Origin of the sequence: Mesorhizobium sp. ES1-6 (genome assembly GCF_020164775.1) — a bacterium.
Lineage (GTDB): Bacteria > Pseudomonadota > Alphaproteobacteria > Rhizobiales > Rhizobiaceae > Mesorhizobium.
The window spans coordinates 33,342-43,817 of record NZ_JAIUGU010000021.1; the positions used below are offsets into that span (position 1 = coordinate 33,342).

At 60.4% G+C, this 10,476-nt stretch carries 15 protein-coding genes and 2 pseudogenes; 12 read left to right on the plus strand and 5 right to left on the minus strand.

Features of this window, described 5'->3' with window-relative positions:
- Nucleotides 1–53: 53 nt before the first annotated feature.
- A complete protein-coding gene (locus LB564_RS30875) occupies nucleotides 54–1,568 on the minus strand; it encodes a protein adenylyltransferase SelO (protein ID WP_224542834.1) in 1,515 nt (504 codons plus the stop codon).
- A gap of 227 nt (nucleotides 1,569–1,795) precedes the next feature.
- Between LB564_RS30875 and LB564_RS30880 the strand changes: the two genes are divergently transcribed.
- Nucleotides 1,796–1,987 carry a hypothetical protein gene (locus LB564_RS30880; protein WP_224542835.1) on the plus strand — a complete coding sequence of 64 codons (192 nt, stop codon included), beginning with the start codon at nucleotides 1,796–1,798 and terminating at the stop codon, nucleotides 1,985–1,987.
- A 791-nt stretch (nucleotides 1,988–2,778) separates the two neighbouring features.
- Here the strand turns inward: LB564_RS30880 and LB564_RS30885 are convergent.
- Nucleotides 2,779–2,967 carry a DUF6894 family protein gene (locus tag LB564_RS30885; RefSeq protein WP_224542836.1) on the minus strand — a complete coding sequence of 63 codons (189 nt, stop codon included), beginning with the start codon at nucleotides 2,965–2,967 and terminating at the stop codon, nucleotides 2,779–2,781.
- A 13-nt stretch (nucleotides 2,968–2,980) separates the two neighbouring features.
- Complete coding sequence (locus LB564_RS30890) at nucleotides 2,981–3,682, minus strand: Crp/Fnr family transcriptional regulator (RefSeq protein WP_224542837.1); 702 nt, start codon at nucleotides 3,680–3,682, stop codon at nucleotides 2,981–2,983.
- 240 nt (nucleotides 3,683–3,922) lie between these two features.
- Here LB564_RS30890 and LB564_RS30895 point away from each other — a divergent pair, with 240 nt between their 5' ends.
- Nucleotides 3,923–4,147, plus strand: a complete 225-nt coding sequence (locus tag LB564_RS30895; RefSeq protein WP_224542838.1) for a hypothetical protein — start codon at nucleotides 3,923–3,925, stop codon at nucleotides 4,145–4,147.
- Between the two features lie 459 nt (nucleotides 4,148–4,606).
- On the opposite strand, the gene LB564_RS30900 is transcribed toward LB564_RS30895, so the two are convergent.
- Nucleotides 4,607–4,816: a DUF3606 domain-containing protein gene (locus LB564_RS30900; RefSeq protein ID WP_224542839.1), complete on the minus strand. Its 210-nt coding sequence runs from the start codon at nucleotides 4,814–4,816 to the stop codon at nucleotides 4,607–4,609.
- A gap of 755 nt (nucleotides 4,817–5,571) precedes the next feature.
- Between LB564_RS30900 and LB564_RS30905 the strand changes: the two genes are divergently transcribed.
- The 4 genes and pseudogenes from LB564_RS30905 to LB564_RS31825 all read left to right on the plus strand — a co-directional run bounded on the left by LB564_RS30905 (nucleotide 5,572) and on the right by LB564_RS31825 (nucleotide 7,760).
- Complete coding sequence (locus LB564_RS30905; protein WP_224542840.1) at nucleotides 5,572–6,090, plus strand: ferritin-like domain-containing protein; 519 nt, start codon at nucleotides 5,572–5,574, stop codon at nucleotides 6,088–6,090.
- Nucleotides 6,091–6,716: 626 nt separating this feature from the next.
- A pseudogene (locus tag LB564_RS31820) lies at nucleotides 6,717–6,914 on the plus strand (hypothetical protein); the annotation flags it as partial.
- Between the two features lie 175 nt (nucleotides 6,915–7,089).
- A complete protein-coding gene (locus tag LB564_RS30915; RefSeq protein ID WP_224542841.1) occupies nucleotides 7,090–7,407 on the plus strand; it encodes a hypothetical protein in 318 nt (105 codons plus the stop codon).
- A 161-nt stretch (nucleotides 7,408–7,568) separates the two neighbouring features.
- Complete coding sequence (locus tag LB564_RS31825; protein ID WP_411910174.1) at nucleotides 7,569–7,760, plus strand: DUF6074 family protein; 192 nt, start codon at nucleotides 7,569–7,571, stop codon at nucleotides 7,758–7,760.
- A gap of 325 nt (nucleotides 7,761–8,085) precedes the next feature.
- On the opposite strand, the gene LB564_RS30925 is transcribed toward LB564_RS31825, so the two are convergent.
- The gene (locus LB564_RS30925) at nucleotides 8,086–8,292 is read right to left on the minus strand and encodes a DUF2188 domain-containing protein (protein ID WP_224542843.1); all 207 of its coding nucleotides are present in this window, start codon (nucleotides 8,290–8,292) and stop codon (nucleotides 8,086–8,088) included.
- 121 nt (nucleotides 8,293–8,413) lie between these two features.
- Here LB564_RS30925 and LB564_RS31685 point away from each other — a divergent pair, with 121 nt between their 5' ends.
- From LB564_RS31685 to LB564_RS30955, 6 genes and pseudogenes are all read left to right on the plus strand, one after another.
- Nucleotides 8,414–8,572 (plus strand): hypothetical protein, encoded by a 159-nt coding sequence (locus LB564_RS31685; RefSeq protein WP_318012869.1) that lies wholly within the window; start codon nucleotides 8,414–8,416, stop codon nucleotides 8,570–8,572.
- 78 nt (nucleotides 8,573–8,650) lie between these two features.
- Nucleotides 8,651–8,800, plus strand: a complete 150-nt coding sequence (locus LB564_RS30935; protein ID WP_224542844.1) for a hypothetical protein — start codon at nucleotides 8,651–8,653, stop codon at nucleotides 8,798–8,800.
- On the plus strand, nucleotides 8,800–9,033 hold the full coding sequence (locus tag LB564_RS30940) for a hypothetical protein (RefSeq protein ID WP_224541698.1): 234 nt from the start codon (nucleotides 8,800–8,802) through the stop codon (nucleotides 9,031–9,033). Before LB564_RS30935 ends, LB564_RS30940 begins: the two co-directional genes overlap by 1 nt.
- Nucleotides 9,034–9,131: 98 nt before the next feature.
- The gene (locus LB564_RS30945) at nucleotides 9,132–9,332 is read left to right on the plus strand and encodes a hypothetical protein (protein ID WP_224542845.1); all 201 of its coding nucleotides are present in this window, start codon (nucleotides 9,132–9,134) and stop codon (nucleotides 9,330–9,332) included.
- A 74-nt stretch (nucleotides 9,333–9,406) separates the two neighbouring features.
- Nucleotides 9,407–9,628, plus strand: coding sequence for a hypothetical protein (locus tag LB564_RS30950; protein ID WP_224542846.1), 222 nt, complete (start codon nucleotides 9,407–9,409; stop codon nucleotides 9,626–9,628).
- Nucleotides 9,629–9,697: 69 nt separating this feature from the next.
- Nucleotides 9,698–10,396: pseudogene (locus LB564_RS30955) on the plus strand (SOS response-associated peptidase); the annotation flags it as partial.
- Nucleotides 10,397–10,476: the final 80 nt, after the last annotated feature.

Sequence of the window (10,476 nt, forward strand, 5' to 3'; positions counted from 1 at the left end):
GTTCGCGAAAGGGTCTTCCGCATTTGCACATGTTAACGGCCATCAAGAATGTCTCAGGTACCGCAGAATGTCTGCAGGACACGCTCATCCGGGCGTGGCGGCTCAGCATAGCGTTCCATTCCCGGCTGCTCATCGAAGGGACGGCTGACGACCGCCAGGATCTCCTCGAACGGTGTGAAGTCGCCGCCCAACGCTGCCTGGATCATCGCCTCGATGCGATGATTGCGGGGAATGAATTTGGGATTGACGGATTGCATGGCTGCCCGGCGCGTGGCCGTGTCGGCGGCCTCGCTTGCGATGCGCTGGCGCCACCGCGCCGACCAGGCATCGAATGCACCTGGATCCTCAAACAACTGCCGCGCCGTGCCTTGGCCGTCCGCAGCGTCGAGGTCATCGCCCAGGCGCCGAAAGCCGAGCGTAAAGTCCGCTTCGCCGTGAGCCAGCACGTCCAGAAAGTCGGCGGCGAGCTGCAAGTCGCCTTCCGCTTCGGTCAGCAGTCCGAGTTTTCTGCGGAAGCCGCGCTGCAACACAGCCTCATAGGAGGCCTGGAACGACTTCAGCACCTCTTCCGCTTCAGACACTGCTTCATTCTCATCCGTGCTCATGAGCGGCAGCAGGGTCTCGGCAAAGCGCGCAAGGTTCCATGTGGCGACACGAGGCTGGTTGGCATAGGCATAGCGGCCGGCGCGGTCTATCGAACTGAACACCGCGCTGGGGTCATAGGCGTCCATAAAGGCGCATGGGCCATAGTCGATCGTCTCGCCCGAGATCGACATATTGTCGGTGTTCATGACGCCATGGATGAAGCCGACCAGCATCCAGCGCGCCACCAGGTCCGCCTGTGCGGCGACAACGGCCTCCAGCAAAGCCCGGTACGGCCGTGCTTCCCCCGCCAGCAGTGGGAAGTGACGCTGAATGGCATAGTCGGCCAATATCTTGAGCGCCTCGGTGTCGTGGCGCGCGGCGAAATATTGGAACGTGCCGATCCTGATATGGCTTGCCGCCACCCGAGTCAGGACGGCGCCGGGCAGCCGGACCTCGCGATAGACCGGGTCGCCGGTGAGCACCGCCGCAAGGCTTCGCGTCGTCGGAATGCCGAGCGCCGCCATCGCTTCGCTGACGACATATTCGCGCAGGACAGGGCCGAGTGCGGCGCGGCCGTCACCGTTGCGCGAGAACCGGGTTGGTCCCGATCCCTTCAGCTGGATGTCACGGCCAATGCCGTTGACGTCCACCACTTCGCCAAGCAGCAGAGCGCGCCCGTCGCCAAGCTGAGGCACGAAGTTTCCGAACTGGTGGCCCGCATAAGCCAGGGCGATTGCCTGCAAGCCTTCCGGAAATCTGTTGCCGGCAAGCATCGCCACTCCATCCGGGCTGGTAAGCTGGTCGGCATCGAGCCCGAGTTCCTCCGCGAGGGGCCGGTTGAACCGGATCAGCCGCGGTTCGGACACCGGCTTCGGGTCTGTTTGCGCGAAGAAGCGCTCCGGCAGTTGCCCATAGCTGTTGCTCAGGGCGGGAAGCCCCGTCTGAATGACTGAGGGTTGTTCAGCAGTCGCAGGTGACGTCATGACAAGCTGTCTCTGAAGAGGGGTTCAACAGCTCCCGTTCGAGGTGTTCACATGTCCATATAGGGACCCAACGTCGCTGGTGCCATCGGGATCCATAAGGCCGGCAACGGATAAAGGCTAGGGATCACCCCGCCTAGATGGAGGTTCGGAGCTACCGGGCGCCAAGCAAGCTGTCGCTTGCCGTCCGGGCAGTCGAATCTGACGAACGGACTAGTTGATGAGCAGAGATGAGTCATGGCCCAGACCAGGACAGAGTTTACCGGCGCACCGCCACGACCAAGGACGAGACCAATGGCGCGCCAGAAGGCATTGGTCTCTGCAAAGTCGATGGGGTCGAATATCGGCTGGTGCTGGAGACACGCTGTTCGTACCGGGTGGCGCTACCCACTCGGTCCGCAGTGACGATCTCGCACCGTTGAGGTTCCTGTTCAGTTCACAATGTGCGAGACGTTCATTACCATTTCGAACACGAGCCGGACGCGATTGCTGGTGAACGCGCACAAGTGGCCGGCGGATGAACCGATCCGGCTCTCAACAATCCTGACGCCATGCCCGGGACCGGCATGCTCCCCGAGGTGGCAGCGATCCGAACATGCAGCCGAGCAGCTGAGAACCGATAGCTCGAAGTCCAGACCGCATTTTCTTCATCTCGCCGGGCCAGGCTGGCCTCACCACAGCATTCCCGGCCCGTTTCGGTTCCTCTCCGAGGCGGGCTTTTGATTGCGCCGAAGGTCGGAGGCGCGAGTGAAACTCTATAGGGCTCTTTCTTTGGCGCGCGCTCGCGGGCCCTGACCACCCCACACACGCAGGCTTTATTACCCGGATGCCGCCCTCTGCCGCGAGGTTGCGAAGGAACTTAGCAGCGGGGCTGCAGTTCGGCCTCCGGAACTCGATGCCTTGAGGCTCAAGCGAACAGCAGGGAGACTATGGACGTACGATCATCCGGCACCGAACTGCCCCCACGGACATCTGGCGGAGCGCCGCTGCTGCGTTGTTCCTGTTATTCTCTTTCAGTCTCGCCCAGAGCTGGGCAGCGCTTGCCCAGGACACGAACACCGCCACCATCCATGGGCGAGAGCGAAGACGCTTTTGGCTTTGCCTGCCCGCCGCATCAGCTCGACTGCGCAAACTCCCAAGAGATGCTTGGCAGTGCTTCGGGCTGTCATCCCATCGCGGTGACCTGCAAACATATGCAAAGCCTCAGCAGCTTTTACCCGCTTTCATCCCTGACCTCGATGAACAACAGCTGTCCATCGGAATCCTTCAGCGCGTCTCTCGCCAGGTCTTTCAAGCCTTCCAGGCCGGCGCGGCGCGCCTCTTCCAGCCCCGCGCAATCGATACCCACCTCATCCTCGACCACATGGTTCGAGTCGCCACCGTCAAAGAAATATCTTGCCATTGGAGAGCTTCCGTCACTGCCCGGCTTCGGGGTTCCTCTGGTGCAGGTAGGTTGTGTCGAAATCCCCGGCGTGGACGAGATCTGGCCAATTCAGGGCATGCACCCGGGCGCCTGATGTGGCAATCAGGCCCTTTCGACGCAGATCCTGCAGCATTCTGTTGACATGCACGGTCGACAGGCCCAGGGCGTCGCCAAGCGCCGCCTGCGTGATCGGGATTTCCGCTACGTGGTCCTCGATGCGTCCGACCGAACGCAGCCTGTAAATCAGCTCACACAACATGTGAGCCATGCGCGAAAAGGCCTCGCGCCGTCCGACATTGGTGACCCATTCTCTGTAGATGGCGGCGTCGATCAGCGTCGACCGCCAGAACGCTGTCGCTATTGTAGGGTGCTGTTCGCAGATGGCGCGCAGTGTGTCGTGACGCATGAAGCCGACATGCGATGGCGTCAGGGTCGAGAAGGTGCAGTCCATCACCGAAAGATGCAGTCCGTGCAGATCCGGAATGTCGCCGGTCACGAAGAAGGATGTGATCTGCCGCTTCCCCTTGCCAGTATACTTGGTCGAGCCGACCAGGCCGTCGATGAGGACAAACGAATGCGAGGGCCGGTCGCGTTCTCGGACAAGGTCATGATTGGCCTGGAATTCCTTTTCCTGGATCGGGATGCTTCTCAGGACCGCCAGATCGGATTCTGGCAGCTCAGAGATTCTCTGCAACTTGCGAATGAGGACTTCGGAGGGTGAGGTTGGGGACAAGAGGGCCGACCTAGATACGTGTTTGGGCCGAACTTCCAATCGCCTCGAATGTTCGCCCGGGAGCGAATCGCAACCGATGGGAGTCGGGCCAAACGAACCCCGGGGTCCTGTCTCGGAACAAATCACCGACGATCCTGTTGGGCAAGGATGCCACCGAACTCATTCCAATGTCGAGGCATGACGACAGAAGGGAAGCTGAAGATGTCGAAGTCTTCCGACAGCGCCGCTCCCGGCGAAGGCAAGATCGAAACCGGCCCGCAAACATCTCCGCAACAGGATCCAGTCGAGGGGTCTCGCGAGACAATCGATCGCGAACTCGCGCGGACAGACAAGGAAAACAGTTCTGACAAAGCGGAACGCTTGCGCGGAAACCTGCAAAAAGAGGTTGCGGAAGAGACCGAGCTGCCCGAACGCGGCTCGGCCTAAGGACCTACCCGGCCATGGAACACTTCACTCGTGCTGCCACGCCCGCCACTGTGCGCGGCGGTGATGACGGCCAGGCCCTTTCCGACACCAGAGGAACTACCCAAGGCGTTGTGGCCTGGCAAGATACGACCTGTCGCAGGTCGCATCTTGCCAAGGACCCCTCTGCCAGGCAGCGCCCCTCTGTCAGGCAGCGCGGGTGTCCTGGCCACGCTCGACCGGGCAAAGTCGCGGGGCTGCAGCAGTGCCTTGGGGAAGCCGCTGCGATCGCCGCAGTCGCGCGGCCTGGCCCGCTGCGAGAGTGTCGCGCGGTCACTCCCTTCGCACCGATGATGTCGAGCAATGTGATGCCGACGATTGGAGCGAACCGCGGCTGCTTCATGAGGTGGTGAACGACTCCGGAGCGCTTGAGCACGTTGCGCCATTCCTCAAATACCGCAGCGTTTCGTCGTGCCTCCACTTCTAGTTTTGGGTAAGCGGCCCCCCATTCGATAGCGCCCGCAACTGCTCTGCAGCCGCCAGCAAGGCGGCGCGATCTCTTCCGGTCGCCTTGATCAGTTCGCGAACCTGTTCCGCTGTAACGCCGGTCTGCCGAGCGAAGTCTTCGACTTCATCTTCAGACAATTTAGGGCCCCTGCCGAGCAGTTCGTCCTTGCTTGTGTCATCTGCCATTTTCACTGCTCCACAGCTCGAGCAACGCGCGATCCGCTCTCTTGTTGCAAGTTCCAGGCAAAAAGGTGTCAGGGGGCGGAGACTAATCGGAACTGTCCGGCCCGCTTCGCCGTTTCCAGGCATGGAACAGCTGAAGAAGGATCTTGCCGTTTTCGCGCATCCAGGCTTCCTGATCGCGGTCGTGTTGCTGGTCCTGCTTTACTCCGCCGGGGTGATAGCCCTCATCAGGACCTGCCGCTGTCTCTGACGTTGCCCGCGAAGGCCGCCCCGGCCCGAACTATCGGCGCATCGCGCCCATGCTCGGACGAGCCGGGCCACGGCAATCGGGATGGCAAGTAGATTGCCGACCGCCGCGCAGCCCACGAACAGGAGCATGGTGACCTGGATGCCGGCCAGAAGCTGATTGGTAAGATATGCCCAGAACTCCGTCACTCTAGCCTCAGCGCGACGGTGACTGCGGCGGAAGTCCCACGCGGTACCTCGGGGACGGGCGATGGGCCGACCTCTGGCCACCGCGTCGAAGATGGCTACTACGTCCCACGCTCGAACCGGGCATTCCTTGCTTATCTTGCTGGAGATGGGCGCGCGTAGCCTCCGACGTCTTCTCGCACACGACAAGCGGCAACGTAATTAGCAGCTCCGCAAGCCGCAATTGCCTCGACCGGTCCAGGACCGCCGGCGTGGCTCGAGGCCTTATGGAACATGAGGCACATTCCCGAGTTAGGAGAACTTCCAACCGTAAACAGGAGCAAGCTTTGTCAAACGATCGTCACCGAATTCGGGACCTTTACGTTACCGGGCTTCGCAACGCTCATGCGATGGAGAACCAAGCATTGAGCATCATGAAACCCCAACTGGAGCGTATCGAAAATTACCCAAAGGTGGCTGCGAAGCTGGATCAACACATTAGGGAGACCGAGGCTCAGATCGGACGGCTCGACAGCCTTCTGAAAGGACTGGGAGAGTCCAATTCAACGATCAAGGACATGGCGCTTTCGCTGGGCGGAACCATGGCGGCTATGGGCCATACGGTTGCCGGAGATGAGATTCTCAAGAACAGCTTCGCCAATTTCGCGTTTGAGAACTTCGAGATTGCGGCTTACAACTCGTTGCTGGTAATTGCCGACTTGGCCGGGGAGACACGAGCCGAAGGCCCATTGCGCCAGAATCTGTCCGAAGAAGAAGGGATGGCAAGGTGGCTTCAGTCGAACCTCGTCGAGGTGACCCGTCAATTCGCGGAACTGAAGAGTGTCGGCGAAGAGGCCAAAGTCTGAGATGGCCGGCGTCCAAGCCGTCCCTGAACTGCTGTTTTCACCTAGCCTCTCGATCGACGGCTTGATCCGACACGGTAACGTTCGTGCTGGAACAGCTGCAGCAGATCCGCAGTGGGAATGGCCCGCTGCGGGTGGAACTGAAAAGGGCGGGACCCCGCTGATGGCGCTCCCCGAATTGCGCTTGAACTTCAGTTGTTTCAGCACCACGCCGGACGTGCCGCCGCGTGCGTAGGCAAGACGAACGTCTATTCCGCCGGCATCACGATTTTAGCCGCGTTTCCCAAAGAAGCGCGATACCTGACGCGAGATTCTGTCCTACTGGTGCACGAGCGCAGGCTGGAACCATGCTCCATCTCAATGGTCCAATCTCCTCATGTCTTCAAATCGTGCAGGAACAATTGGAACTGCTGAAGACCACCGAGAAACTTGAACAGAAGGGTTTGCCCAATTCGCCGAAGGTAGTTCGCTGACTGTCGAGGAAGTGACGCGAAGGGCGAAGACGAGCTGCTACCTAACGGCTGCAGAGGCACTCGAGTTCGGCCTCATCGCGGCAATCCTTCGATGAACCATGTTTCAGATCGAGCGAAGGAGATCGATCGCTTTCTGACGAAATGGTCGACTGAGACATGACCTTGCAGTCCCTAGGCACAGGACCTATTAAAGTTCTGGAAGCGCTTGGACTGCAGTCGTGGCCGTTGCTGTCCGGCGGCAAGGGCGTTCATGCGGTCGTGCCGCTCGTCCCGGAGGCAGACTGGGACGAGGTCAAGAGCTTCTGCCAACACTTCGCCGAACTACTGGTCCGTACAGATCCGTCACGCTTCGTCGCCAAAATGAGCATGTTTGAAGTGCCCGCCGGCGGGCACCGCTACCGTGCCCTCGAACTGCTCGTCAAGCAGAAGCCCTTGGCCAAGACCGAGCCCGTGCCGTGCGTCGTCACCGACGCCCACAGCGCGGTGCCGATCGAGGAGGATTCGCTGGCGTGCGACAGGCTGCGAATGCATGGGCTGCGCATCCGATACGGCGGCCGAAGCTTTTCGGGATCTCCAGCGTAAGGGTTTCCTGTTCCAAACGGAACCGGCCTGCCTGGGTCTCGAGGGCGCGGCCAAATCCCCGTCCTATGAAATCACCGATATCAAGATGCCCGGCACCGACAAGCAGCAGGACGGCAGGAAGCTTTACCGGGAGTGGCACCCAGCCCGAGAGTTTCCGGTGCAAGGGCCGCGCGCCAATAACCCGACCGGCAGCAATGGGCCAAGGAAAACACAACCCCATCATGGTTTTCGTGACGGTCCTGTCCTGAAAACCGTGGCGAATTGAGCGGGGCCGTCATGAAAACAATGACGAAATGGGGTGTTCCCCAGAACGATCCGTCATGGTTTCTGTGACATCCTTATCCTACCAGACCGACACGACGGGAGGCGGGCATGTCACTGACGCTGTTTGACTGGACGCCACCGTGTCAAGTGCTCCTGTTTCCCATGGACAGGCGGGTCGGCCGCATCCGATCGACTGCCGAGAAGATGCTGGCCGAGCCGACAGAGCGAGCGGCCGAATCCTACCGGGATCAAGTCACAGACGGCATGCTTCGGCAGATGGCGAGGGCTGGCATCAGCGGCCGCGAACAAGACGAACACCTGGGAGCGTTCTGTCGGCGGTCCAGGCCGAGATAGTCAGGCTCACCTACAGAAACAATCGGCCTGGAGGTCCCGCGGCATGCGAAACGGCTGGAAGCGAAAGCCGAACTCAGCAAGAGCACGCTGGCAAACCTTGATCTCTGGCAGGCGCTCGACGAGCGTCTGACCACATCACCGCTCTCGCTGGAGGGTGCAAGGGTCACGCCGGCATCATCGGCAATAAGCGCGCCGACGAGTTGAGTTTGATCGGTCGTGCGGAAGCGCCTCTGTCATCGGGTTCGCTTTCTGAATCGAGGCAAATCAGACCCAAACTTGATGGCGGCAACGATGTTCCCATCTGAGCCTCCACAAGGAGAGAGCGTCAGGCCGAAGGCCACTCGGTGCGCCACTTGCCGTCATCGCCCTTACGAAGCACTTCAGCTTCGTGCCCAAATGAACAGGCCGACGTTGCAGCTTTCACGGCTGCCAGGACAGCGGCCGACTGGGAGCCGAAGGGATAATCCCTGCCATCATAGCGGACGGTCCAGCGGTCGCCTTCCTGCGACACGTAGTACCTTACATTTGCCATATCTGAGCGCTCCCGAAAGAGAGCTGGCTAGAAAAGCACCGCTCCGAAAAAGCCGCAACCTACCCGCACCCGCTCAGACCGGGGAGACTAGCTAATGCCTAACCTAGAGCCGAGTAGAAAGATGAGTAGAAAGAAAACCGGCGATCGCACCAAAGGCATCCCGAATAAGACGACGGCCTTGCTTAAGGACGCGATCCTTGCTGCGGCCGAAGCGGCCGACGAGGAAGGGTTAGTCGGTTATCTCACAAAGCAGGCAACAGAAACCCTGGCCCATTTATGACCCTGCTTGGCAAGGTGTTGCCGATGCAGGTGACAGGTGCGGACGGCGGCCCTATCGGCGTAATGTTCAAGACGGTCTATGAGCAGCGTCGAGATTGAACGGCGGATCCGCTGGTATCAGCGGCCGTTTCACGAACACCTTGTCAACACGCGGCCGCTCGGCGAGCACTTTCGCGGCGAGGAGGATTTGCGGCACGCTTCGCTGCAGGATTTCAGAGAGGACGACTGATGGCCGTAGCCAAGAAGGACCAGGAGCGCGCTAACTATGCCTGGATGTACGGCGCCCAGGCGCGCAAGGACGGCAAGGAGCGCGTCGTGCCGGAGTATTGGGAGGAACACGCTGAGGCGTGGCTACAAGGCTTCGACGATGTCCCCCTGGCGGGCGCGACCACAGCGAAGGCCGTCAGCGGTCAGATGGAGGCGGAGCTTGACGCCTCGGCGGTCGACCGAGACCCGAAATGATCGGCAAGAACTGGACGCTCCAATCGCTGATCGACGGCAAGATGCCACGCCCGCCCCAGCCGTAGGAAAAATGAAGAGGCACTGATATGGTGCACGACATGAATCAGAAGATCATAGGCTATGGACGCGGCGGGGCGGTTGGCGTCTCCCTCGGCCATATCCTGTACATGATTTTCAACGGTGACGACCTGCACAGCATCGTAGCAAGCGCCGCAATGTATGCCGCGATCGGGATATGCATCGTTCTGCTTATCGAACGCGGTCTTAGGCGCTGGGGAAAAGCTTACTCGAAAACCTGAAATCTGCGCAGAGCGCCTCCGGCGGCTTGAAGCATCAGCGGAACCTAATACCCCCCCGGGCGGCTAGTTTGGGCATGAGCACGCGCGGCGTCAACTTTCTTGACAAGTGGCTGAGCTGCAATGTGTCTGGCTTGGCCAGCTCAGACGTGATTTCAGTCGCCGAGGCTATTCAGAAGCTTTTCGCCGACGCGAAAGCGATCGGCATCACCAGCACCGAAATTGAGGAAGAGACCGGCAGCATCTACGAAACCGTGCTCGATGCCATCGTGCAGCATGACGCTGGCGTGCCCGAATAGCGTTGGCTTGACTCGTTCTCAATGCGTTCCCATTTTGGTCTTCCCTGACGTAATTTGGTCGGTTTCAACATGTGCGGACGCGTTTTCGTAAAGACCACAATCCCCGACATGGTTCTCCGGTTCGAGTTCGCTCATCCGGGCGAGGTCGAACGACTGGGCAACAGCTTACATTGTGGAATGGCGCGCCGAGCCTGACCTATCCGATCATCATCCGCGAGGAACTGTCGACCAGCATGGCCGGCTTTGTCTCGGCGCGCTGGGGTCTGGTTCCGGGCTGGGCTCGGGATGGTGGCGGCCGGCCGCCGCCCGTCAATGCGCGCTGCGAAACCATCGCCAGCAATGGCATGTTCCGCAAGGCCTACGCGTCCCGCCGCTGCCTGGTGCCCGTCGACGGCTATTTCGAATGGCAGAAGCTCGATGCATCGGGCAAGAAGAAGCAGCCCTACGCCATCGCCATGAAGGACGATCAGCCCTTCGCCATGGCTGGCATCTGGGAAGAGTATGCCGACAAGGTGACGGGCGAGCTGATCCGAACCTTCGCTATCGCCACGTGCGAGCCAAACTCCCTGATGGCAACAATCCATGACCGCATGCCCGTCATCCTGGCGCCAGCGGACTACTGCGCTGGCCTGGACCAGAGCCGGAAATCCCCGCGACCTGATGAAGCCGTTCCCCTCGGATCTGATGAAGATGTGGCCGATCGGCACCAAGGTCGGATCGCCGCGGAACAACACTCCCGACATCGTCAACGAGATCGGCAGAGGGCCTAGATGTTTGATCCCAGGGTTTGATGGTGCATTATTTTCCAAGCAATGGAAGGATGCGCTATGGGACAGGTTCTTCACGGC

What these genes read in the sequence shown, in the direction of transcription:
- LB564_RS30875 (WP_224542834.1), bottom strand. Translation starts at nt 1,568, where the DNA reads ATGACGTCACCTGCGACTGCTGAACAACCCTCAGTCATTCAGACGGGG.
- LB564_RS30880 (WP_224542835.1), top strand. Translation starts at nt 1,796, where the DNA reads ATGAGTCATGGCCCAGACCAGGACAGAGTTTACCGGCGCACCGCCACG.
- LB564_RS30885 (WP_224542836.1), bottom strand. Translation starts at nt 2,967, where the DNA reads ATGGCAAGATATTTCTTTGACGGTGGCGACTCGAACCATGTGGTCGAG.
- LB564_RS30895 (WP_224542838.1), top strand. Translation starts at nt 3,923, where the DNA reads ATGTCGAAGTCTTCCGACAGCGCCGCTCCCGGCGAAGGCAAGATCGAA.
- LB564_RS30900 (WP_224542839.1), bottom strand. Translation starts at nt 4,816, where the DNA reads ATGGCAGATGACACAAGCAAGGACGAACTGCTCGGCAGGGGCCCTAAA.
- LB564_RS30915 (WP_224542841.1), top strand. Translation starts at nt 7,090, where the DNA reads ATGGGCTGCGCATCCGATACGGCGGCCGAAGCTTTTCGGGATCTCCAG.
- LB564_RS31825 (WP_411910174.1), top strand. Translation starts at nt 7,569, where the DNA reads ATGGACAGGCGGGTCGGCCGCATCCGATCGACTGCCGAGAAGATGCTG.
- LB564_RS30925 (WP_224542843.1), bottom strand. Translation starts at nt 8,292, where the DNA reads ATGGCAAATGTAAGGTACTACGTGTCGCAGGAAGGCGACCGCTGGACC.
- LB564_RS31685 (WP_318012869.1), top strand. Translation starts at nt 8,414, where the DNA reads ATGAGTAGAAAGAAAACCGGCGATCGCACCAAAGGCATCCCGAATAAG.
- LB564_RS30935 (WP_224542844.1), top strand. Translation starts at nt 8,651, where the DNA reads ATGAGCAGCGTCGAGATTGAACGGCGGATCCGCTGGTATCAGCGGCCG.
- LB564_RS30940 (WP_224541698.1), top strand. Translation starts at nt 8,800, where the DNA reads ATGGCCGTAGCCAAGAAGGACCAGGAGCGCGCTAACTATGCCTGGATG.
- LB564_RS30945 (WP_224542845.1), top strand. Translation starts at nt 9,132, where the DNA reads ATGAATCAGAAGATCATAGGCTATGGACGCGGCGGGGCGGTTGGCGTC.
- LB564_RS30950 (WP_224542846.1), top strand. Translation starts at nt 9,407, where the DNA reads ATGAGCACGCGCGGCGTCAACTTTCTTGACAAGTGGCTGAGCTGCAAT.